Genomic DNA, 21,755 nt, shown 5'->3' on the forward strand with positions numbered 1-21,755 from the left:
GATCGAAGGACAGGCGATAGCCCCCGTTCATGGCGCGCCCGATCGCAAGGATCCGGCGACAAGGCGGTCGAGCGCCGGCACGTCGAGGAGGAAGCTGTCGTGGCCGAAGGGCGCCGACAGTTCGACGAAGCTCGCGGCGGCGCCGACGCTCTGCAGCGCCTGGACGACGCGGCGCGATTCCGACGTCGGGTAAAGCCAGTCGGTATCGAAACTCACGAGCGTGAAGCGCACGTCCTTCGCCGCGGCAAAGGCGCCCGCGAGCCGTCCGTCATAAGGGTCGGCGAGGTCGAAATAGTCCATCGCGCGGGTGATATAGAGATAGGCGTTGGCGTCGAAGCGGTCGGTGAAGGCGAGGCCCTGGTGCCGAAGATAGGATTCGACCTGGAAGTCGGCGTCGAAACCGAAACTCTTGATGTCGCGCGCCTGCAGCCGGCGGCCGAACTTCTCGGTCAGCCCTTCTTCGGATAAATAAGTGATGTGCGCCGCCATGCGCGCAACCGCGAGCCCCTTGGTCGGCGCGCGCGCGCTGCCATAATATTGGCCGTCCTGCCAGTCGGGGTCGGCCATGATCGCCTGTCGCCCGACCTCGTGAAACGCGATATTCTGCGCCGAATGGCGCGCCGCGCTGGCGATGACGAGCGCCGAGGCGAGACGCTCGGGATAGGTCGCGGCCCAGGCGAGCGCCTGCATCCCGCCCATCGACCCGCCGACGACGGCATGAAGTCGCGAAATGCCCAAATGATCGAGCAGCATCGCCTGCGCGCGCACCATGTCGGCGATGGTGATCACCGGAAAGGCCATGCCAAGCGGCGCGCCGGTCGCGGCGTCGGGCGACGCCGGGCCGCTCGACCCCATGCAGCTGCCGAGCACATTGGCGCAGATGACGTGGAAGCGGTCGGTGTCGATCGGCTTCCCCGGACCGACCATGCGCGCCCACCAGCCGGGCTTTCCCGTCGCGGGATGGTTGCTCGCGACATATTGGTCGCCGGTCAGCGCATGGCAGATCAGCACCGCGTTCGACTTGTCGGCATTAAGCGCGCCATAGCTTTGATAGGCGATCGTCACCGAAGGCAGCAGCTGTCCGCTGTCGAGCGGCAGCGGCGCGCCGATCGTCACGCTGTCGTGCTGGATATGGTGAAGCAGGCTGGCCATCGTGCGGCGGGGCTAAGCGGCGGCGCGCACCCTGTCAACGTGCTGGACTAGACGCTGGACTTGGGGCGTACAGCCGTTAAACGCCGCCGCATGACCGACACGACGCAGACCCTTAGCCCGAAGCCGTGGATCAGCGGCATCGCCCCCTATGTTCCCGGCAAGTCGGCCGGTGCCGATGGCCGTCCGCTGATCAAGCTCAGCGCGAACGAGAATCCGCTCGGCACGGGAGAAAAGGCGCGCGCGGCGTTCCGCGCGGCGTTCGCCGACGCCGATGCGCTGTCGCGTTATCCCGATCCCGGTTCGGTAGGGCTGCGCGAGACGATCGCGGCGAAGTTCGGGCTCGATCCCGCGCGCATCATCTGCGGCAATGGCTCGGATGAGCTGCTGCACCTCGCGGCGGGCACCTATGCCGGCGCGGGCGACGAGATCCTTTATGTGCGCTATGGCTTCGCGGTCTACGAAATCGCCGCGCGCCGCGTCGGCGCGATCCCGGTCGAGGCCGATGACAAGGATTATGCGACCGACGTCGATGCGCTGCTCGCCGCGGTGACCGACAAGACGCGCGTCGTCTACCTCGCCAATCCGAACAATCCGACCGGCACACTCGCGACACGCGAAGAGGTCGCGCGTCTCTATGCGGGGCTGCCGAAGAATGTCCTGTTCGTGATCGACCAGGCCTATTCCGAATATCTGTCGGACGACGAAGATGACGGCGGGCTCGAGCTTGCGAAAACGCAGCCCAATGTCTTCATCACGCGGACCTTTTCGAAGATCCACGGCCTCGCCGCCGAGCGCATCGGCTGGGGCTATGCCTGTTCGGACGTGATTTCCGCGCTGCAGCGCATCCGCCTGCCGTTCAACGTCACCCGTGCGGGTCAGGCGGCGGCGATCGCGGCGCTCGGCGACGATGATTTCGTCACGAACAGCCGTGAGCATAATGCTAAATGGCGCGCGTGGCTGGCCGCTGAGATCGAAAGCCTCGGCAACCATGGCGTGCGCATCGTGCCGTCGGCGTGCAATTTCCTGCTCGTGCTGTTCGAAGGCGATGTGAGCGCCGAGACGGTGTACGGGCGCCTGATGGACGCGGGCTATATCGTGCGCTGGCTGCCGGGGCAGGGATTGCCCAATGCGCTGCGTATGACGATCGGCACCGAAGACGAGACGCGCGGGCTGGCGGCGGCGATTCGCGCCGCGTTGAACGGCTGAACCATGGCGCGGGGCGTCGAGCGCGTTGCGATTATCGGGCTGGGCCTGATCGGCTCGTCGATCGCGCGCGCGATCACGGAGCGGATGCCGCAGGTGGCGGTCACCGGCCATGACGCCAGCGAAGAGGTGCGCGGCGTTGCACACCGCCTTGGCCTGTGCGACCGGATCGCCGACGATCCCGCCGCCGCGGTCGCCGATGCCGACCTCGTCATATTGGCGGTTCCGGTTGGGGGCATGGCCGATGCCGCGGCGGCGATTGCGCCCGGGCTTGCCGCGCATGCGATCATTTCGGACGTCGGCTCGTCAAAGGCCGGAGTCGCCGCGGCGCTGGCAAAGGCGCTGCCCGACCATGTCATTATTCCCGCGCATCCGGTAGCGGGGACCGAGAACAGCGGTCCGGCGGCGGGTTTTGCCACCCTGTTCGACGGGCGCTGGTGCATCCTGACCCCCGGCGCCGACGCGCCGGCCGATGCGATCGCGGCGGTCGCGAAATTCTGGGAAGCGCTGGGCGCCAAGGTCGACGTCATGGACGCCGCGCACCACGACATGGTGCTCGCGGTGACGAGCCATCTGCCGCATCTCATCGCCTATACGATCGTCGGCACCGCGAGCGAGCTCGAAGAGGTCACCGAGAGCGAAGTGATCAAATACTCCGCCGGCGGTTTCCGCGATTTCACGCGCATCGCGGCGAGCGATCCGGTGATGTGGCGCGATGTCTTCCTTGCCAACAAGGATGCCGTGCTCGCGACCTTGCAGCGCTTCAACGAGGATCTGACGGTGCTCCAGCAGGCAATCCGCCGCGGCGACGCCGACAAGCTTGAGGACTGGTTCACGCGCACGCGGGCGATCCGGCGGTCGATTATCGCCGAGGGTCAGGACGATCCGGCGCCCGATTTCGGGCGGAAGCACTAACCGAACTCAATTTTCGCTCGATGCGAACGGAGTTTAGGTGGCGGTCGAGCTTTCCAGCAACGCTTCCGGCGGATTGAGCGCATTGATCGCGACCCGCACGCGCGCTTCGGCTTCCTCGCGTGGCAGGCCGGCAGGGATTGTCTCGCCGATCTTGTAAGTGATCGTGCCCGGCCATTTGACCCAGCGGCGCGGGGGGAAAGCAAGGCCGCTGTTCACTGCCACGGGGATCACATCGACCCCGAGCAGACGGTACATACCGGCAAACCCCGGGCGTAACGCAGGGGCTTCGCCATGCGGAACGCGCGTACCTTCAGCAAACAGCACCAGCGGCCGCCCCGCGGCCAGCGCCGCCTTCGCCGCGCCGAGCATAGCGCGCATCGCCTTGCCGCCGCCGTCGCGATCGACGGGGATCAGGCCATAGAAACGCGCCGCCTGCCCCCAGACGGGGATCGAGAACAGCTCTTCCTTGGCGAACACCGCGGGATGCTTGAACAGCATCGGCTGCTCGACGGTTTCGAACGCCGATTCATGCTTGAAGACGTAGAGCACCGGAATGTCGGGCATCGCGCCCTCGATGACGATCGTCTGCCCGAGCAGAAAGCGGCAGAAGAGCCGGTGCGACTGCGCCCAGATGCGCACGAAGAAAATAGTGCCGCGGTGCGAGATCGGCAGCGCGATGACCCCGCCGATCGACGAGATGCTGCTCATCACGAAAAAGGCGATCCAGAACAGGATCGAGCGGAGCAGAGCGATCGCGTATCTCACAGGCCGAGCAGCCCGCCCGCCAATCCGGCCAGATATTTGTGATATTCGCGGAACAGGGTCGCGAAATTGGGCTGGCTGCGCACCGCGTCGGGCAGGATCGTGACTTTGTCGCCGACCGCGCGACCGATCTCATATTCGGCGCGGCGCATGTGCCAGTCGGTGGTGATCAGCCGGATGCTCTTGTAGTTGCGCCGCGCAACCCAGGTCGCGACCTCGGTTGCATTCGAGCGCGTATCCTCGGCCTCGAACCCCAGCGCGATGCAGCAGTCGAAGAGATCCAACGGGCGCTTGTAGGTCACGGCGAGCTCGCGCGGCTTCACTTCGCGCGCGACGCCGCTGATCAGCAGGCGCTTGGCATCGCCCGCCTCGAGCCGTTCGAGCGCGCGGTCGATGCGTCCCGGCCCGCCGGTGAGCACGACGATCGCGTCGGTCTTCTGCGCGTCGGCAGGCAGCGGCAGCAGCAGCGCGAACCACGCAAAACCGAGCACCCAGGCCAGGAAAATCAGGGAAATCAGGCGCTTGATCATAGAATCTTCTTGAGCGCCGCGAGCAGGGTCTGGCGCGCGGTGAGGGCTGCGAGCGCGATAGCCAATAGCGGCAGCGCCAGCAAGAGCGCCCAGCCCGCGGGGCCGAATGACGCGGTCGCGGCGAGTCCCGAAGTGACACCCGACCATTGCCAGCCGATCAGCAGCAATATCGCCGCGGCGACGGCGGTGCCGAGCGCGATGCCATAAGCGGTGTCGATCGCGATGCGGCGCTGGAACAGGCGCGTGATCTGGCGGTCGGTCGCGCCGATCATGTGGAGCATCTCGATCGTCGGAAAATGTGTGGCGAGCGCGGCGCGCGCGGTCATGATCACCACCGCAGCGCTGGCCAGTGTCATCAGTACTACCATGGCGCCGGCGATCCACGCGAGCGAGCGGATCAGCCGCGCGACCGGCCCCAGCCATTCGGCGTGCGGAATGATCCGCGCGCCGGGCGCTTCCCGCGCGACCAGCGCGCGGAGCTGCTGCATATGGCCGGCCCGATCCTCGCCGACAAAATCCACGTCGACGAGCGCGGGCAAGGGGAGCGATTTCAGCACCGGATCGTCGCCTTCGGCGCTGCCGAACCATTGGCCGAGCGTTGCCTGCAGCTCGTCCTGTCCGACCGAGCGCGCCGAGAGGACGAAGGGCTCTGCGGCGGCGGCGCGGCGCAGCGCGGCGGCCTGTTCGGCGCGGGTCACGGGGTTCGCGGTGACGATCTGGACCGTCACGCGCCCGGCGATCGCGTCGCCGATCGCATTCGCCGATCGGGCAAGACCGATCCCGGCGGCGGCGGCGAGCAAAGTCAGCATCATCAGGATCGCGATGACCCACGGCGTCGGCCCCGACAGACGGCGGTCGGGAAGCAGGCGGCGATGCTGGATCGGGACGCGCGGGATGATCATGCGCGGTTCGGGGGATAGCGCAGCGCGCCGGTGGGATCGGAAAGGCGGCCCTTCTCCAGCCGCATCATCTGCGCATTTTCGATGCGGCTGATCAGGTGGATGTCGTGGGTGGCGACGACGACGGTTGTGCCGAGGCGGTTCAAAGCCTCGAACAGCCCCAGGAGGCGCATCGCCATTTCTGGATCGACGTTCCCCGTCGGCTCGTCGGCGACGAGGAGTTGCGGGCGCGCGATCACCGCGCGCGCGATGGCGACGCGCTGCTGCTCGCCGCCCGATAACGTCGCGGGGCGCGCATCGGCGCGTTCGTCAAGGCCGATCCAGCTCAGCATTTCGCCGACGGGCCCCGACAGATCCTCTTCGCTGACGCCGGCAATACGCAGCGGCAGGGCGATATTGTCGCGCGCCGACAGGTGCGGGATCAACCGGAAATCCTGGAACACGACGCCGATGCGGCGGCGAAAGCCCGGCAGGCGCTGGCGTGGCATCGCGACCAGATCCTCGCCAAACAGGCGGACGATGCCGCGGCTCGGCCGCTGCGCGAGATAGAGCATCTTGAGCAGCGAGGTCTTTCCCGCGCCCGACGCGCCGGTGAGGAAATAAAAACTGCCTGGTTGCAGATTGAAGCTGATGTCGCTCAAAACCTCGGCATCGGGACCATAGCGGAGGCCAACGCCGTTGAATTCGACCATCGCGCCGCCGGTGCGCTGGTTCAAGGCATCTGTCATGACGTCACCTGCACGCCATCGCGCGCCTGCGTTGGGCCAAGGAACAGGGGCGCTGGTCCGCTCATCAGGCTGGCTCTCGCACGGCTATCCACTAAGGACAAGCGCTTCGCGATATGTTTCCGGTGCCCGGAAACAGTTACGGCGCCAGCCCACTCCCCCACCCGGCCTCCCCAACGATAGTAGCCTAGGGAGGCTGGGTGGGGGAGTGGGCTGGCGCCGTAACAAACCCAAACGCCACGCAGCGCTTGCAACGCTGCGAATCAGCGTGTTTAGAGGAACCCCATGATCCTCGCCTGCCCGTCCTGCCATACGCGCTATGTCGTGCCCGATACGGCGATCGGCCCGGCGGGCCGTACCGTCCGCTGCGCCAATTGCCGCCACAGCTGGTTCCAGGAGCCGTCTGCAAGTGCTGCGGCCGCCGTACCGGCAGCGAGTGAGCCCCCCGTCAGTACGCCGTCCCCTGAGCCAGCTCCCGCGCCCGAGCCGGCGGCATCCCACACGGGCGGACCCGCGCCGATGGCCGAGCCCGTGCCGCCGCCGCCCGAGGCTTTCGCCGCCGAACCGCCGCCGCGCCCCGCGCCCTTTGCCGACAATGAGGCACCACTGCCCTTCCGCCGCCCGCGACGCAATCCGGCCAAGCGTTGGACCATCATCGCCGCGAGCGCCGCGGCCTTGATGCTCGCCGCGACCGCGGGCCTCGTTTATTTCGGCCTGCCGAGCTGGGCGCAGGGGCTGGGACTGCCGGGCATGGCGGCCGAGCCCGATCTAGTGATCGAGCTGCCGCCGAACCAGGATCATCGCGAGCTTGCCGACGGAACTATCTATTTTGCGGCATCGGGGGTGATCATCAACCCGACCGATCGCGAGCAGCGCGTGCCGCCGATCCTCGCCGAACTGCGCGATGCGCAGGGAACGATCGTCTATAGCTGGACGATCAAACCGCCGGTGCGGATGCTGCCGCCCAATGAAAAGGTCAATTTCAGCGAGGCGAAGCTCGATATTCCGCGCCGCGCGACGCAGCTGACCGTCAGCTGGGCACTTCCAAAAGGTTGAAATCTGAACGCATTACTCTGACGCCACGGCGTCACAGGCTGAGCGCGGCCGCGAGCGATAACAGGAAGCTGGTCAGCGTCGCGACGATGATCGGGGCGAAACTGCGCCATCCCTGATCGAGCAGCAGGTGCAGCCGCGCCTTCATCGCGGTGGCAACGATCGCAAGCAGCAGCAATGCCTGCGCCCCCGTCGCGGCCGCATCCTGGGCAACCTTGGGGATCGCGACGAGCGAATTGATCGCTGCAATCGCCAGAAAGCCCAGGATGAACCAGGGCAGGCGCAGCGGAATGCGCGTCTTGCCCGCCGTCTCGCCGCTGCGTCCGAGCCACAACGCGACGAGCATCAGCATCGGCGCGAGCAGGGCGACCCGCGTCAGCTTGACGATCGTCGCCACCTCGCCCGCGGCCGGCGAGAAGGAGAAGCCGCCGCCGATCGCTTGCGCGACATCGTGGATCGATGCGCCGATCAGGAAACCGGCCTGCGCGTGCGTAAGCCCCAGCTCGGTCGCGAGGACGGGATAGAGCGTCATCGCGAACGCGCTCGCGACGGTGATGCCGACGAGGGTCAGCGTGAAGCGCGCCTGGTCGACGCGCTTGTCGCCGATCAGCGAATAGAGAGCGAGCGCCGCCGATGCGCCGCAGATCGCGGTCGCGCCGCCCGCGAGCAGCGCGGCATGGCGATCCTGGCGGAACAGCCGCGCGGTCCAGACGGTGACGATGATCACCGCCACCATGATGACGACGAGCAGCGCGAAGGGCAGCGGCCCAAGCTCGGCGAGCTGTTCGGCGGTGATGCGTGCGCCGACGAGTACGATGCCGACACGCAGCGCGGTCTGCGACATCAGGTCTAGCCCGGCGTGGGTGCGCTTGTCCTGCGAGAGGAAGCTCATCGCGAGGCCGATCAGCAGCCCCATCAGCACCAGCGGCGCGGCATAATGATCGGCGAGCCAGGCGGCGGCGAGCGCGGCGATGGCGGTGACGAGAACGCCGGGTAGATAATCGCGCCAGCGATGCCGCGCCGGCGGATGCGCCTCGAGCTGCATTTCGCCATAAAGATCGGCCGCCATCGGCCAGCTTTGTTCGGATGCTTTCGTGCCGGCGTCGCTCATGCCCATGCCGCCGCTTCGCACATCGGCGGCCTGCGGTCGATAGGCCATTGCTGCCGGCCCACGCTCTTGCTAGAGGCCGCGCTCTACCGGCACCCGTAGCTCAGCTGGATAGAGCGCTGCCCTCCGAAGGCAGAGGCCAGGGGTTCGAATCCCTTCGGGTGCGCCATTCCCCACCAGCCTGCCCGATGCCGTCACGCAATCGCGAGCGGCGAGGGCTTGCGTCTCAGCAACTGCTGTTGCTCGGCACGCGGGCGATAGAGGAAATCATACGGCAGACCGAGGCGCTCGCTCGCGACGCACGGCGGCGAAGCGCGATCGATCCGGCGGTCGGCAAGGCGACCCGCAAATTTGAGGGCATAGCGGTCGACACGAGTGAGGTCGTAGCGCCGCCCGAGGTCGAGGCGGCGGCGGACATGGCCGGGTAGCAAGGAGACCGCCGCGCGGGCCACGGCGCGGTGCAGGAAGCGCGGAATAGTGGGTGCAGCGCGCCCCGATTCGATGATGTCCAGAAATTCGAAGATGATCGGATGCGGTTCGAACCGCGGCTCCAGATCGGCCATCATCGCGATGAAGGCATCGACCGTCGGCGGCGTGTGCCGAACCCCGAACTCGCGGCCGATCGTATCGCCGTCGCGCATGAAACGGTCCTTGTCGGCGTCGCCCAGCCGATCGACGAAGCGGTCGTAAGCCATCAGGAAACCAAAGGATGCGGTGGCGGCGACCCAGTCGAGCAACACGGGGTCTAGTGCGCGATACGCCTCTCCGGCGGGCGTTTCGCCCTTAACCTTGCCGTGCATGCGGTTGATCCGCCCGATCACCACTTTCGCGCTGCTCGCCGGGCCATAGCAGGCGAGCATCGCGACAAGCCCGGTGCGGCGCGAGCGGCCGATCGGATCCTGCCTGTAGGTCGAATGATCCCACACCCCGCTGCGGATGCGCGGCTCGGCGAATTCGAGGAGCACCGCCGCGATTCCGCCGATGCCGAGCGCGATCGGATTTTTATAGATGCGCCACTGGATGCTGTCGGGCGCGAGCAGGGCAGGCTCGCCGGGCGGGGCAGCGAAATCGATCGCGGTTCCCAGATAGCTGTCCTGCATCACCTGTTCCACGCCGGCCTCCTAGAAGTCGAAACCCACGGTCAGGCCATAGGTTCGCGGTGGATTGGCAAAGCGTACCACGACATTCGCGTTGCTCGCGACCGCCGACCAGTAATATTTGTCGAACAGGTTCTTCGCCCACAGCGACACCGACCAGCCGCTTTCGTGTCTGAGGCCAAGGCTGGCGTTGACGGTGCCATAGGCATCGACCTTGTAGAGATCGAGATCTTCGAAGATCGTGTTCGACTTGCCTTGATAACGCGCGCTTACGGCGCCCGAGAGGTTGAGCGCGTCGGAGACCGGCGTGTCGTAAACGAGGGTCAGGCTGCCCTGGAATTCCGGGCTGTAGATGAATTCGGCGCCGTCGAAATTCTCGGGCTGACCCGCGGCGTTGGTGCCGTTATAGTCGTTGATCCGGGTTTTGAGCCACAATCCGTTGGCCGAGAGCGTGACCCCCGGCATCGGGCGCACGATCAACTCGCCCTCGACGCCATAGGCTTTCGAATCGGGGACATTGTCGAGCCGCGACAGCGCGGTGTAGATCGGATCGGCGAAATAGGTGCTGATCTGCTTGTCGCGATAATCATAATAGAAGGCGGAGAGATTGGCCTGCACCGCGCGGTCGGCCAGCGTGGCTTTCACCCCGATTTCATACGCTGTCAGCTTCTCCTGCGTCACCGGTGCATTCTGGCGTGCAAGATTGGCGGCATTGATCGGCGTCGTCCCCGCCTTGTAGCCGCGCGAGACCGACGCATAGAGGAGGGTGTCGTCGCTGGGCGACCAGTCGAGCGCGGCGCGCCACGCGACATTATTTTCCTTGAACAGCGACTGCACCTCGCCAAAACTTCCCGTCGCCGGATCGAAGGTGTTGCACTGTCCCTCTGCGATCGGCGCCGCGAGCACGCCATAGGTCTGAAGATATAGCGCGCGGTTCACGACGTTGACGTTGGGCAGCATGTTGCCGTTGAAGTCGCGCGAGCAGCCATTGAAGCGCTGCTTGTCCTCTGTGTAGCGAACGCCGATGGTCAGCTTGAGCTGATCGGTCAGCTCGGCGTCGGCGTTGGCGAACAGGCTCCAGGTATTGGTGCGGATACGGCCGAAATCCTCATAGGTGCGGAACGCCTGTTGCAGCTGCGCCAGCGTATAGCCACCCGAGTTGAAGATCGGGCTCGCGAGCAGCGGCGCCCCGGCGGCGCGGATCAGCCCGACATTGGCATTCTGGCCGAGCATCGTGCGATTGGAATCGATGATCCGGTCATTCGCATAATAGCCGCCGACGAGCCATGTCACCGCGCCCGTCTCGCCCTCGATATGCAGATCCTGTGCAAAGCTCTTGATCCGGCCGACGGTGTTTTGCAGCAGGATTTCATACGGCGCGCCGCTCCAGTCCGAAAGCGCGTTGCGTTTGAAATCATTATAGCTGGTCAGCGAGACAAGCTTGATCGTCTCGCCCAGATCCTGGTCCCAGCGCAGTTTCAGCCCCCAGAAGTGGTTATTTTCGGCGAGCGGGCCGCCCAGGCCGAGCCCGGTGCCGATGTCGGCCGATCGCGCGGCTTCGGGCGCCCAGTCGGCTTGAGCGGCCTTGGTCGGGACATTGTTCGCCAGATAGGCCGCGAGCCCCGGCGCGTTGAAGAAGCGCGAATTGCTGGTGCCGGTAACGGGGTTGGTCGCGGGCGTGAAACCGATCCCCTGGCCGGCCACGGTGTCCGACTTGTTGCGCCACCAGGTTACCGACAGGTCGAAATGGGTGCCGGGCGCCGGATCGATCGCGAGCGCGCCGCGAACGCCATATTTCTCGATCTTGCCGAGCCGCTCGCCGCTCGTGTTGCTGACCTGCCAGCCCTTGTCGCTATTCTCGCTGCGAAAGACGATGCGCGCCGCGATGCCGTCGCCGAGCGGACCCGAAAGATGACCGCCGATGTTGTAGGTCTGATAATTGCCAAGATCGGCCTTGATGCCGCCTTCGAAGCTGTCGGTCGGTTTGGCGGTGATGAAGTTGATCAGGCCCGCGGTGGTGTTGCGGCCATAGAGCGTGCCTTGCGGCCCCTTCAGGACCTCGACACGTTCGAGGTCCATCACCGGACCCGTGTTCATGATCGGATAGGCATAAGCGACTTCGTCGACATAGGTGCCGACGGTCGAGGTCGAGGACAGGTTGATCGTGTTGAAGCCGATGCCGCGCAGCGTATAGGTCGGCACCCCCTGATAGCTTTGCGAGACGGTGAAGCTCGGGGCGACCGCGGTCAGGTCGCGCATGTCGGTGACGCGCAGCGTTTCCAGCGTCGCGCCATCGACCGCCTGGATCGCCATGCCGATGTCGTTGAGCGATTCGGCGCGGCGCTGTGCGGTGACGATGATGTCGCCCTCGGCCGCCACCGTATCGGCGGCGGCTTCCTCCGCAGCGAACGCCGGGGTTGCCAAAGCGAGACCGGTCGCGGCGCTCGCGCCCAGGAAAATACGCATTGCCCTCATCACTCATCCTCTCTCAAACAGCTTGTCGCGGCGCTCGTCTTTGTGCGAGCCTCGCGCGAAACCGGACCGTGCCAGAACATCGAATATCGGGCGGACGGACAAGCTGACACCTGTGTCAGGATAGTGGAGGGACAAGGGTGATCGATCATCGGGCGGAATGCTGGGGCGACATGCCGGCGCTGGTCGCGGCGGTGCAGGCGATCGGCGACGCGATCGGCCTGCCCTATATCGCGGCGCAGGCCGACCTTGGCGATCCCGAACCGATGGCCGATGCCGACGGGCGCCCCTATGCCGAAACGAGCTTCCGCTGGATCGATCCCGATTATGCCTATTGGCGCGACCGAAAGCTGGCGCTGCAGATTGCGTTCCTGACCGCGGCCCGGCTGACGGCAGAGCCCTTTTGCTACAGCGACGGCCGGCTCAGGACGTGGCGCTTCACCCGGTTGCTCGATGCCGTCGATTGTCAGCAGGCGAAGAATACGCCCAACTTCGGCGAAGCGATCATTGCGCCGGTGCATCTGCCGCGCGGGCTTGTCGGTGCGGTCTTCTGGTGCTCGCGCGAGCCTGTCGGCGTGGAGGCGCTGTTTGCGAAACACGCCGCCGATCTGCACAATCTCGCGCTGAAGCTCGTCGCGACCCACAATGAGGCGCGCGATCGGCCGCGCAACGCCACCGTGCCGCAAACGCTGACACGGCGCGAGGTGCAATGCCTGCGCTGGGCCGCGGCGGGCAAGACCGATGGCGAGATCGGGATCATCCTGTCGCTTTCGGTATCGACGGTGCGGTTTCACCTGCGCAATGCGGCGGCGAAGCTCGGCGCGACAGGGCGCGCGCAGTCGATCCAGATCGCCGCCGGGCTGGGTTTTGTCGGCGCGCGGGCCGCCTGATGCTTTCGCCAGCTTGGCCCGCCGCGCGATCGCCCTGTAAGTCGGACGCATGGACATGCTGAACGATCCCGCTCTCGAGGTTTTTCGCGACGAGGTTCGCGCTTTCCTCGACGCCGCGTTGCCCGACGACCTCCGCCGCGCCGCCGCCCGCGCGACCAGCGTCTTCATCGACCCCGCGGTGTCGCTGCCGTGGCAGCGCATCCTGAACGCGCGCGGCTGGGCCGCGCCCGACTGGCCGGCCGAGTTTGGCGGACCGGGATGGGACGAGATGCAGCGCTATCTCTTCGCCGCCGAATGCGCGCGCGCCGGGGCGCCGAATCTTGCGCCGATGGGGCTCAAGATGGTCGCACCGGTGATCATGCACTATGGCAGCGCCGAGCAGCGGGCGCATTATCTGCCGCGTATCCTGTCGGGCGCGGATTATTGGTGCCAGGGCTTTTCGGAGCCGGGTGCGGGATCGGATCTCGCGTCGCTCCAGCTCCGTGCAACGCCCGACGGCAGCGACTATGTGCTGAACGGGTCGAAAATCTGGACGACCCATGCGCATTTCGCAAACCGGATGTTCGCGCTCGTGCGCACGTCGAACGACGGCAAGCCGCAGGCGGGGATCAGTTTCCTGCTGCTCGACATGGCGACGCCTGGCATCAGCGTCGAACCGATCCGCACGCTCGCGGGCGACCACGAACTCAACCAGGTTTTCTTCGACGATGTCCGCGTACCGCAGGCGAACCGGCTCGGCGCCGAAAATGCGGGCTGGTCGGTCGCCAAGCATCTGCTGACCTTCGAACGCGGCGGAAAATATGCGCCGGCGCTGATCGGCCGGCTCGAACGGCTGCGCGGGCAGGCGGGTATTGATCCGGTGCTGCGCGCGCGCCTCGATCGCGAGGCGATCGGGCTCACCGCCTTGCAGGCGCTCGAACTCAAGGCGATGCGCGGGCTCGGCGGCAGCGCGGCGCTCTATGCGTCAGTGCTCAAGGTCCTCGGCACCGAAACCGCGCAGCGGATCGATGTGCTGGCGTGCGAGATCGCCGGCTATTCGGCCTGGGCCGACGCCGATGGACAGGCGCCCGCCGACGTCGCGGTCGCGGTACCGCGCTATCTCAACGATCGGGCGGCGAGCATCTATGCCGGCTCGAACGAGATCCAGCGCGACCTGATCGCGCGCCACATGCTTGGCTGATCAGGCGGCGGTTTCGGCAAAGCGCGCCAGATGATCGGTCTGCGGCCCCATCGCCGCGGCGATCGCCAGCGCGCGCTTGAAATGACCGCCCAGGCGCAATTCCTCGGTCAGTCCCATCGCGCCGTGGATCTGCACCGCGCTTTCGCCGACGATACGGACCGCGTCACATGTTTCGACGCATGCGGCGCTGACCAGCGCGGCACGGTCGCCGCGATCCTGTTCGACGCCAAGAATGGCGGCTTCGGTGAGCGCAGCGGCTTTCATCATCGCGAGCTGCATGTCGGCCGCGCGGTGGCGCAGCGCCTGGAATGAGCCGATCGGCATTCCGAACTGCTGGCGCTGGCCCAGATAGCCGGCGCTGTCCGCGACCATGCGCTGGATCAGCCCCACCGCCTCGGCGCAACGCGCGGCGAGCATCATGTCATTGGCGGCGGCGGTCCTGGACCGCGCCGCCATGCCCGACGCGAGCCGCTCGGCATCATCGGCGTTCAAGGCGAAACCGAGGTCGGCGGTGACGCTGCCATCGAGCATGATGCGATGCCGCTGATCGACCTTGTCACGGTCCGCAGCAATCAGCAGGATGGCATTGCTATCGGCGAGCAGGAACAGGTCCGCCTCGGCGCCCCCGGCCACCAGCGCCGCGCTGCCGCGGACGATCGCGCCATCTTCGACCGACGGCATGCTGGCGGTCGAGGCGGGGCAAATGATCGCCGCGCGAAGCGTTCCGGCCGCGAGGCCGGGCAAGGCATCGTGGCCGGGCACCGTCCGTCCGAGCAGCCATGTTGCGATAGCATGCGACAGCCAATCGGCGCCCGCAAGCGCCGGGCCCAGCTCGGCCATGACCAGCGCGATATCGAGCATCCCGCCGCCGAAACCGCCCGCCGCGTCGGGCACCGCAATCCCGCCCAGTCCCAGGACGTCGGACAGGTCCCGCCATCCGGGCCGCCCCTTGTCGGCAAGAAAGCGCTGAAGGCTGCCTTGCAACAATTGCTGGTCGGGGCTGAGCGGCAGGTCGAGCATCACATCAAATCCCATCGGTCATGCGCTTGTTCGTCACTTTGCCTCTCCCGCTGTCCACCTGCGGCATATCCCGCGAGCGGTCTAGCTGACGGGCGTAACAGGTCGCTCCCGGCAAGACACCCCGATCAAGATGGCGGGTTGCGTTTCATTTTCGAACCCGCTTTACGGCGACCGCCGAAGTTCGCTAGCATGGCGTGATGGCTTGAAAAGAGCTGGTCCGGTCAGTGACAAGTGGGAGACAAGGCCGGATGTATGATTTGTTGACAGGTCTATCGGTGATCGAGGCGTCGTCCTTTGTCGCGTCGCCCACCGCGGGCCTCTACTGCGCGCAGATGGGCGCCGAGGTGATCCGGGTCGACCAGATCGGCGGCGGCCCCGACTTTCGTCGCTGGCCGGTGACCGACGCCAATGATTCGCTCTATTGGGAAAATCTCAACCGCGCGAAGAAATCACTCGCGCTCGATCTCGGCCGCCCCGAAGGGCGCGAGCTGCTGCAGGAACTCGTGCGCGCGACCGGCCAGTTCATCACCAATTTTCCGGTGAACGGCTTCCTGTCGCATGCGGTGCTGGCGGACGCTCGCGCCGACCTGATCACCGTTCGCGTCATGGGCTGGCCCGACGGATCGCCGGCGCTCGACTATACGGTCAACAACAGCGTCGGTTACCCGATGCTCACCGGCAGCGGTCCCGATCCGGTCAATCACGTGCTGCCCGCGTGGGACCTGCTGACGGGCGCCTATGCCGCCTTCGCGCTGCTCGCGGCGATCCAGCGCCGCAGCATGACGGGCGAGGGCGGTGAGGTCCGTATCCCGCTGTCCGATGTCGCGATCGGCACCGTCGCCAACCTCGGCGGTGTCGCCGAAATGCTCTATACGGGCGCGAACCGTCCGCGCCTCGGCAATGCCGTCTATGGCCTTTTCGGGCGCGATTTCGTGACGCGTGACGGCCAGCGGACGATGATCGTCGTCGTGACCCCGCGACAATGGGACAACTTGGTTACCGCACTCAAGCTGAACGATGCCATCGCCGCGATCGAGGCGACACGGGGCATATCCTTTGCCAGCGACGATGGCCTTCGCTTCACGCATCGTGACGCGCTTTATCCGCTGTTCGAGTGCGCGATCGGCGCGCACACGCACGCCGACCTCGCCGCCGCTTTCGACGCCGGGGGCATCGTCCATTCGCCCTATCGCACGATGTACGATGCGGTGCAGGACCCGGCGCTCGTTGCCGACAATCCGATCTTTGGCGCCGCCGACAACCCTAGCGGTTTTACCTATCCCGCCGCCGGCGCCTTTGCGACATTGCCGCGGCACGACCGCCAGCCGCCGCGTGCCGCGCCGCGCAATGGCCAGCATAGCGAGGAAATCCTGAGCGGCCGCCTGTCTCTTTCGTCGGGCGAGATTGCGCGGCTGGTCGATGCCGGTATCGTCGGCGTCGAATGATTGGAGAATCACCGATATGACCCTTCGCCGCGCCGCCATCGTCGCCCCGATCCGCACCGCCGTCGGCAAGTTCGGCGGTAGCCTCGCCAGCCTCGACGCGGGACAGCTCGGTGCGGTGGTGCTGAAGGCGCTCGTCGAGCGAACGAAGATCGATCCCGCGCGCGTCGACGATGTCGTTTTTTCGCAGGGCTATGGCAATGGCGAGGCGCCGAGCATCGGCCACTGGTCGTGGCTCGCCGCGGGGCTGCCGCTCGAAGTGCCGGGCTACCAGCTCGACCGCCGCTGCGGGTCAGGGCTGCAGGCCGTCGCGAACGCCGCGATGATGGTCCAGACGGGCATGTCCGACGTCGTCGTCGCGGGCGGCGTCGAATCGATGTCGAACGTCGAACATTACAGCATCGACGTCCGCAAGGGCGTACGCGCGGGCAATCTCACGCTCCACGACCGGCTGACGCGGGGGCGGCTGATGTCGCAGCCGATCGAACGCTTCGGGGTGATCAGCGGGATGATCGAAACCGCCGAAAACCTCGCGAAGGATTATGACATCAGCCGCGAGGCCGCCGACGCCTATGCGGTGCGCAGCCACCAGCGCGCCGCGGCGGCATGGGAAAAGGGGTTGTTCGACGACGAGCTTGTCCCGGTCGCCGTCCCGCAGCGCAAGGGCGATCCGGTGATCTTCGCGCATGACGAGGGCTACCGCGCCGACGCGACGCGCGAATCGCTCGGCGCATTGAAGGCGATCGAGGCGAAGACGATCCCCGGCGCGGTCGTCACCGCGGGCAATGCCAGCCAGCAGAACGACGCCGCCGCGGCTTGTCTCGTCGTCGCGGAGGACAAGCTCGAAGAACTCGGACTCGAGCCGATCGCCTGGTTCCACGGCTGGGCGGCCGCCGGCTGCGACCCCAGCCGGATGGGCATCGGCCCCGTCCCGGCGGTCGAGCGGCTGTTCGCGCGCACCGGTTTGGGCTGGAACGACATCGATCTTGTCGAGCTCAACGAGGCCTTCGCGCCGCAGGTGCTCGCGTGCCTCAAAGGCTGGGGCTGGTCCGACGACGACAGCCGGAACGAGATTTTGAACGTCAACGGGTCGGGCATCTCGCTCGGCCATCCGATCGGCGCGACGGGCGGGCGCATCCTCGCCAATCTGACGCGCGAACTGGTGCGCCGCGACGGTCGCTATGGGCTCGAGACGATGTGCATCGGCGGCGGCCAGGGAATCGCGGCGATCTTCGAGCGCTCCGCCTGACCATGTTGCGTCAGGCCCTGACAGCCGCGCAAGCTTATCGCGGCGCGGCACAGACCGCGCTCGCCGCGCGGCTGGCGGCGCGGCCGATCGACAGCGAGCAGCGCGCGGCGCACGGCTTTGCATGGGTCGCGACGACGGTCGCGGCGCTCGAGGCGGTGCTGGACTGGTGCGAGTCCGGGCAGGGTTCGAACCCGGTCGATGCAAGGATTGCGGCGCTCGCCTTTGCCGAAGCGATCGGCCAACTCATCGGCGGGCTGCCGATGGGGCAGAATGAAATCTTCCGGCCGGCCGATCTGGGGCTGGGCGCCGCGGCGCGAATGCTTGCCGAGGCCTGCGCGGCGCTGCTCGATGCCGACCATGCCGGGGCGCGCGCCGAAGTCGCCGCCGCGCTCGCGGCGGGGCATTGGCCAAGCGAGACGCTGCACGACGCCGATCTCGACGCGATCCGCGACCAGTACCGGCGTTTCACCGACGCCGAAATTCTTCCCAATGCGCACGGCTGGCACCTCGCCAACGACCTGATTCCCGATGCGACGGTACAGGCGATGGCCGACCTCGGTACCTTCGGCGTCTGCATCCCCGAGGAATATGGCGGGCTCGGGCTTTCGAAGCTGGTGATGTGCATTGTCACCGAAGAATTGTCGCGTGGGTGGATCGGCGGGGGGTCGCTCGGCACGCGGTCGGAGATCGCGGGCGAGCTGATCGCGACGGGTGGCACCGACGCACAGAAGGCGCAGTGGTTGCCTAGAATCGCGAGCGGCGAGATATTGCCGACCGCAGTGTTCACCGAACCCGATGTCGGGTCGGACCTCGGTTCGCTCCAGACGCGCGCGCGGCAGGATGCGAAAGGCCAATGGGTGATCGACGGTGCGAAGACCTGGATCACCCATGCGGCGCGGTCGGACCTGATGACCTTGCTCGCGCGGACGCTCCCCAATGCGAAAGGCTATGCTGGCCTCTCCATGTTGCTGGTGCCGAAGCCACGTGGCACGGGCGACGATGCGTTTCCCGCTGACGGCATGAGCGGGAGCGAGATCGAGGTGCTCGGCTATCGAGGGATGCGCGAATATGCGCTGCAGTTCGATGCGATGCGGGCGCCCGCCGACGCGCTGCTCGGCGGGGAGGAGGGGCAGGGATTCAAGCAGCTGATGCGCACCTTCGAGGGCGCCCGCATCCAGACCGCGGCGCGCGCGGTCGGCGTCGCGCGGCGGGCGCTCGAACTGGGACTGGATTATGCGCTCGCACGCAAGCAGTTCGGCCAGGCGATCGTCCATTTCCCGCGCGTCGCCGACAAGCTCGCGATGAGCCTTGTCGATTTCGTCGCCGCGCGTGAGCTCAGCTACGCCGCCGCGCGCGCGAAGGACAGCGGCAAGCGCTGCGACATCGAGGCGGGGATGGCGAAATTGCTCGCCGCGCGCGCCGCCTGGTCGAACGCCGATGCGAGCCTGCAGATCCACGGCGGCAACGGCTATGCGCTCGAATATGAGATCAGCCGCATCCTGTGCGATGCGCGAATCCTCAACATCTTTGAGGGTGCGGCGGAGATCCAGGCGCAGGTGATCGCGCGCGGCCTCGTCGAAGGCCGCAACTGACGCTAGGCAGCCAGCCAGAGCAAAGGCTGGCGGATCGGGAAGTTGCGCACGACCTCGCCGATTGCGGGATCGGGGTTCAGCCGCTGCCAGAGGTTCAGCCAGTCGGTGCGGTCTTGCGCGAGGCCGCCGAAGAGCAGGCTTGGATGGCGCACGGGAAAGCCGCCGAAATATTCGATGTCGGGGGCGAATGGCCATGCTCCCTTGTCGGCGATATAGGGCGCCATCCACGCGATCGCGCCGCCGATCGAGCGCCCGTCGCGGGTCTTCCAGTCGATCAGGCCGCCCGTTCCGCCCGCGAGCAGCCAAGCCGAGGCGGCGAGCGCGTCGAGATTGAACAGCGAATAGGCGTAAGGCTTGGTGCGCGCGAGTTCCAGCGGCTGGCGGCCGTCGGGTTCGATCTGGGTCGGGACGATGATGGACTGGAGCCGGGTGCGCGCGTCGTCGAGCACATCGTTGCGGCCGAGCAGTGCGGCAAAGGAAGCAGCCTGCAGCAGCCAACAAGTCCCGTGGTTGTTCCTTTCGTCGCGTTCGGTGGTGCCGAAGGGCGATGTGGTGAGCCATTCGAGATAATCGGTGAACCAGCTCTCGACGCCCGCCCGGATGGCCGCATAGCCCGGCGCCTCCTTGCGCGCGAACAGCGCTGCGGCGCGGGCGACCTCGACGATCTGAAGCGTGTCGATGACGCCGATCGCGCGGCCGGTGTTGATGCCGATGATGGCCTGCGCATGGTTGAGATTGGTGGCCATCCGCGTCGCGGGGTCGACGAACCAGGCGGCGACATGGCGCATCGCGGCATCGGCAAAGCGCGTCTCGCCGGTGAGATCCCACAGCGCGGCGAGCGCTGGCACGGTGCGGCCAAAGGCGAGCAGCGCGTCGCGATGGCCATCGAACTTGTTGGGGTTCGAGCGGCCATCGCGGCGTATATAAGGGCCGCCGGGGTTCGCGGGGTCCGGCCACCAATAGTCGCCTTCGGAATAATAGTCCTGCGGCCCCGCCGGGCTGCGCGATGCGGGGATGGCGGCAATGGTGCGCGGCGGTGCGGCGAGCAGCGCCCCGGCTTGCGGCAGCAGGCGTCGGCGCTCGATCGCGCGGATGTCGAGCGCGCCGGATTTTGGCCGCGCCCATGCCGCGGGTGCGGCGAGCAGTGCGGCGAGCAGCGCGGTGAGCAGCAGGGAACGGCGCGCGATCATCGCTTCATCCTCTAGGGGATGCGATAGCGCAGCAACAGGTCGCCGCTGGCGGCGCGCGGATAGACTCCGGGCCCCCAGACACTGTCGGCACGGACGAGCAGTTCGTCGAGCGTTTCGGCGGGCCAGCCGATTTCCTCGTACGGCCATTCGGCGGCGCGGCCGCGAAAGGCGGCGACATGGTCGGTCGCCTTGCGCAGCGAGCGCCCCTTTTCCTCGGCCCGGTAGAGATCGACGCCGAGGCACGCCGCGCTGTCGGCGAGCGTGTAGGCGGCGCCCAGCGCGTAAAGCGAATAATGGAAGCTGCGCGTCCGCCCGAGTTCGGCGGGAAGCGCGCCCGACGGGTCGATTTGCCGTTCGATGCGCGCCTTGGGGAAGGCCGCGACGATCTTTCGCGCGATGTCGGGCTTCCGTGCGAACAGCGCAAAGCGCGCGACCTGCGCGTCGTACCACAGACCGTGGTTGTTCGACGCCTCGCCCTCGGCCTTGCCGTTCGGGCTTTCGAGCATCCAATCGACATAGCGCACGAACCAGTTTTCGAGCGCGGCCACCTCGGCCGGCGTCAGCGTGCCCGATGGTGCGATCAGCCCCGCCGCGTCGATCACCGCGATGAAACTCGCGCCATCGAGCACGCCCTCGGGCCGGCCTTCGGAGATGCCCGGCACCGCCTGCGCATAATTCATGTGCGGGTTCATCGCCGTTGCCGGATCGAGAAACCATGTGCGGATCACCCGCGCCGCGCCGTCGGCATATTTGGGCTCGCCGCTGTAATAGTAAGCGAGTGCCAGCGTATCGGCGTCGCGCGTCATGCGGCTCAGCGCGGCGCGGTCGAAGCGATTCGTCTCGATTTCGGGATTGGTGTCGCCATCGCGGCGCACATAAGCGTCTTTGGGATTGGCGGGGTTCGGCCACCAGTAGCGGGCGAGGCTCACATAGTCGTGGCGGTCGCCCGACACGGGGATGCGGCGCTTGTCCATCACCGACGCGGGCTTCGCCGCAAGCGCCTTGTCGGCGCGCGCGATCAAGTCGCGATAGGCGGCGGACACCGCCGGATCGTGCGGGAGCGCGGCCTTGATCGCTTCAAGGTCGCTGGGGAGCAGGGTGAAGGTGCGGCGGCCGCCAAAGGCGGCGGCATAGCCTTCGCTCGCCTCGCAGTCGGGCGCTGCGGCGGGCAAGGAAAAAGCCGCCGCCGCAGACGGGAAAGTCGCGGCGACGGCCAGTATAGCCCAAGGGAGGGCTAAGGCGAAGCGCTTCACCGGCGGATCCGGAAGCCGAAGAA

The 21,755-nt window shown here is 66.8% G+C and carries 19 protein-coding genes and 1 tRNA gene; 9 read left to right on the plus strand and 11 right to left on the minus strand.

The features are described 5' to 3' along the window. Nucleotides 1–27: 27 nt before the first annotated feature. The gene (gene metX / locus V6M50_RS02515) at nt 28–1,152 is read right to left on the minus strand and encodes a homoserine O-acetyltransferase MetX (RefSeq protein ID WP_332816960.1); all 1,125 of its coding nucleotides are present in this window, start codon (nt 1,150–1,152) and stop codon (nt 28–30) included. A 90-nt stretch (nt 1,153–1,242) separates the two neighbouring features. On the opposite strand from metX, the gene hisC reads away from it, so the two are divergent. After that, a complete protein-coding gene (gene hisC, locus V6M50_RS02520; protein WP_332816961.1) occupies nt 1,243–2,358 on the plus strand; it encodes a histidinol-phosphate transaminase in 1,116 nt (371 codons plus the stop codon). A gap of 3 nt (nt 2,359–2,361) precedes the next feature. Further along, nucleotides 2,362–3,270: a prephenate/arogenate dehydrogenase family protein gene (locus V6M50_RS02525; protein WP_332816962.1), complete on the plus strand. Its 909-nt coding sequence runs from the start codon at nt 2,362–2,364 to the stop codon at nt 3,268–3,270. Between the two features lie 33 nt (nt 3,271–3,303). On the opposite strand, the gene V6M50_RS02530 is transcribed toward V6M50_RS02525, so the two are convergent. From V6M50_RS02530 to ftsE, 4 genes are read right to left on the minus strand one after another with little or no spacing between them, the layout of a single operon-like run. Continuing rightward, nucleotides 3,304–4,035, minus strand: a complete 732-nt coding sequence (locus V6M50_RS02530; RefSeq protein ID WP_332816963.1) for a lysophospholipid acyltransferase family protein — start codon at nt 4,033–4,035, stop codon at nt 3,304–3,306. Next, on the minus strand, nt 4,032–4,562 hold the full coding sequence (locus V6M50_RS02535; protein WP_332816964.1) for a YdcF family protein: 531 nt from the start codon (nt 4,560–4,562) through the stop codon (nt 4,032–4,034). The genes V6M50_RS02530 and V6M50_RS02535 overlap by 4 nt, the downstream gene beginning before the upstream one ends. After that, complete coding sequence (locus V6M50_RS02540) at nt 4,559–5,464, minus strand: cell division protein FtsX (protein ID WP_332816965.1); 906 nt, start codon at nt 5,462–5,464, stop codon at nt 4,559–4,561. Before V6M50_RS02540 ends, V6M50_RS02535 begins: the two co-directional genes overlap by 4 nt. Then, nucleotides 5,461–6,189, minus strand: a complete 729-nt coding sequence (gene ftsE / locus V6M50_RS02545) for a cell division ATP-binding protein FtsE (RefSeq protein WP_332816966.1) — start codon at nt 6,187–6,189, stop codon at nt 5,461–5,463. The genes V6M50_RS02540 and ftsE overlap by 4 nt, the downstream gene beginning before the upstream one ends. A 282-nt stretch (nt 6,190–6,471) precedes the next feature. On the opposite strand from ftsE, the gene V6M50_RS02550 reads away from it, so the two are divergent. Next, nucleotides 6,472–7,242 carry a zinc-ribbon domain-containing protein gene (locus V6M50_RS02550; protein WP_332816967.1) on the plus strand — a complete coding sequence of 257 codons (771 nt, stop codon included), beginning with the start codon at nt 6,472–6,474 and terminating at the stop codon, nt 7,240–7,242. A gap of 31 nt (nt 7,243–7,273) precedes the next feature. On the opposite strand, the gene V6M50_RS02555 is transcribed toward V6M50_RS02550, so the two are convergent. Then, nucleotides 7,274–8,350, minus strand: coding sequence for a YeiH family protein (locus V6M50_RS02555; RefSeq protein ID WP_332817147.1), 1,077 nt, complete (start codon nt 8,348–8,350; stop codon nt 7,274–7,276). 89 nt (nt 8,351–8,439) lie between these two features. On the opposite strand from V6M50_RS02555, the gene V6M50_RS02560 reads away from it, so the two are divergent. Next, nucleotides 8,440–8,516, plus strand: a tRNA-Arg gene (locus V6M50_RS02560). 25 nt (nt 8,517–8,541) lie between these two features. Here V6M50_RS02560 and V6M50_RS02565 read toward each other — a convergent pair. Beyond that, on the minus strand, nt 8,542–9,459 hold the full coding sequence (locus V6M50_RS02565) for an oxygenase MpaB family protein (protein WP_332816968.1): 918 nt from the start codon (nt 9,457–9,459) through the stop codon (nt 8,542–8,544). A gap of 9 nt (nt 9,460–9,468) precedes the next feature. Next, entirely contained in the window at nt 9,469–11,910 is a 2,442-nt protein-coding gene (locus V6M50_RS02570; RefSeq protein WP_332816969.1) for a TonB-dependent receptor, read from the minus strand. A 146-nt stretch (nt 11,911–12,056) separates the two neighbouring features. On the opposite strand from V6M50_RS02570, the gene V6M50_RS02575 reads away from it, so the two are divergent. Further along, on the plus strand, nt 12,057–12,806 hold the full coding sequence (locus V6M50_RS02575; protein ID WP_332816970.1) for a helix-turn-helix transcriptional regulator: 750 nt from the start codon (nt 12,057–12,059) through the stop codon (nt 12,804–12,806). Between the two features lie 49 nt (nt 12,807–12,855). Then, nucleotides 12,856–13,986, plus strand: a complete 1,131-nt coding sequence (locus V6M50_RS02580; protein WP_332816971.1) for an acyl-CoA dehydrogenase family protein — start codon at nt 12,856–12,858, stop codon at nt 13,984–13,986. Here the strand turns inward: V6M50_RS02580 and V6M50_RS02585 are convergent, their stop codons facing one another. Further along, nucleotides 13,987–15,006 carry an acyl-CoA dehydrogenase family protein gene (locus V6M50_RS02585; RefSeq protein WP_332816972.1) on the minus strand — a complete coding sequence of 340 codons (1,020 nt, stop codon included), beginning with the start codon at nt 15,004–15,006 and terminating at the stop codon, nt 13,987–13,989. A gap of 248 nt (nt 15,007–15,254) precedes the next feature. Here V6M50_RS02585 and V6M50_RS02590 point away from each other — a divergent pair, with 248 nt between their 5' ends. From V6M50_RS02590 to V6M50_RS02600, 3 genes are read left to right on the plus strand one after another with little or no spacing between them, the layout of a single operon-like run. Then, on the plus strand, nt 15,255–16,451 hold the full coding sequence (locus V6M50_RS02590; protein WP_332816973.1) for a CoA transferase: 1,197 nt from the start codon (nt 15,255–15,257) through the stop codon (nt 16,449–16,451). 16 nt (nt 16,452–16,467) lie between these two features. Beyond that, nucleotides 16,468–17,697, plus strand: a complete 1,230-nt coding sequence (locus tag V6M50_RS02595; RefSeq protein WP_332816974.1) for an acetyl-CoA C-acetyltransferase — start codon at nt 16,468–16,470, stop codon at nt 17,695–17,697. Between the two features lie 2 nt (nt 17,698–17,699). Continuing rightward, nucleotides 17,700–19,289 (plus strand): acyl-CoA dehydrogenase family protein, encoded by a 1,590-nt coding sequence (locus V6M50_RS02600; protein ID WP_332816975.1) that lies wholly within the window; start codon nt 17,700–17,702, stop codon nt 19,287–19,289. A gap of 2 nt (nt 19,290–19,291) precedes the next feature. On the opposite strand, the gene V6M50_RS02605 is transcribed toward V6M50_RS02600, so the two are convergent. Further along, the gene (locus tag V6M50_RS02605) at nt 19,292–20,479 is read right to left on the minus strand and encodes an alginate lyase family protein (RefSeq protein WP_332816976.1); all 1,188 of its coding nucleotides are present in this window, start codon (nt 20,477–20,479) and stop codon (nt 19,292–19,294) included. Between the two features lie 11 nt (nt 20,480–20,490). Further along, nucleotides 20,491–21,732: an alginate lyase family protein gene (locus V6M50_RS02610; protein WP_332816977.1), complete on the minus strand. Its 1,242-nt coding sequence runs from the start codon at nt 21,730–21,732 to the stop codon at nt 20,491–20,493. Nucleotides 21,733–21,755 lie beyond the last annotated feature (23 nt).

Origin of the sequence: Sphingopyxis sp. (genome assembly GCF_036675685.1) — a bacterium.
Lineage (GTDB): Bacteria > Pseudomonadota > Alphaproteobacteria > Sphingomonadales > Sphingomonadaceae > Sphingopyxis.

Bases quoted from the DNA above. Each gene is read 5' to 3' on its own strand.
- metX (WP_332816960.1), bottom strand. From the start codon at position 1,152: ATGGCCAGCCTGCTTCACCATATCCAGCACGACAGCGTGACGATCGGC.
- hisC (WP_332816961.1), top strand. From the start codon at position 1,243: ATGACCGACACGACGCAGACCCTTAGCCCGAAGCCGTGGATCAGCGGC.
- V6M50_RS02525 (WP_332816962.1), top strand. From the start codon at position 2,362: ATGGCGCGGGGCGTCGAGCGCGTTGCGATTATCGGGCTGGGCCTGATC.
- V6M50_RS02535 (WP_332816964.1), bottom strand. From the start codon at position 4,562: ATGATCAAGCGCCTGATTTCCCTGATTTTCCTGGCCTGGGTGCTCGGT.
- V6M50_RS02540 (WP_332816965.1), bottom strand. From the start codon at position 5,464: ATGATCATCCCGCGCGTCCCGATCCAGCATCGCCGCCTGCTTCCCGAC.
- ftsE (WP_332816966.1), bottom strand. From the start codon at position 6,189: ATGACAGATGCCTTGAACCAGCGCACCGGCGGCGCGATGGTCGAATTC.
- V6M50_RS02550 (WP_332816967.1), top strand. From the start codon at position 6,472: ATGATCCTCGCCTGCCCGTCCTGCCATACGCGCTATGTCGTGCCCGAT.
- V6M50_RS02555 (WP_332817147.1), bottom strand. From the start codon at position 8,350: ATGAGCGACGCCGGCACGAAAGCATCCGAACAAAGCTGGCCGATGGCG.
- V6M50_RS02570 (WP_332816969.1), bottom strand. From the start codon at position 11,910: ATGCGTATTTTCCTGGGCGCGAGCGCCGCGACCGGTCTCGCTTTGGCA.
- V6M50_RS02580 (WP_332816971.1), top strand. From the start codon at position 12,856: ATGGACATGCTGAACGATCCCGCTCTCGAGGTTTTTCGCGACGAGGTT.
- V6M50_RS02585 (WP_332816972.1), bottom strand. From the start codon at position 15,006: ATGCTCGACCTGCCGCTCAGCCCCGACCAGCAATTGTTGCAAGGCAGC.
- V6M50_RS02590 (WP_332816973.1), top strand. From the start codon at position 15,255: ATGTATGATTTGTTGACAGGTCTATCGGTGATCGAGGCGTCGTCCTTT.
- V6M50_RS02595 (WP_332816974.1), top strand. From the start codon at position 16,468: ATGACCCTTCGCCGCGCCGCCATCGTCGCCCCGATCCGCACCGCCGTC.
- V6M50_RS02600 (WP_332816975.1), top strand. From the start codon at position 17,700: ATGTTGCGTCAGGCCCTGACAGCCGCGCAAGCTTATCGCGGCGCGGCA.
- V6M50_RS02605 (WP_332816976.1), bottom strand. From the start codon at position 20,479: ATGATCGCGCGCCGTTCCCTGCTGCTCACCGCGCTGCTCGCCGCACTG.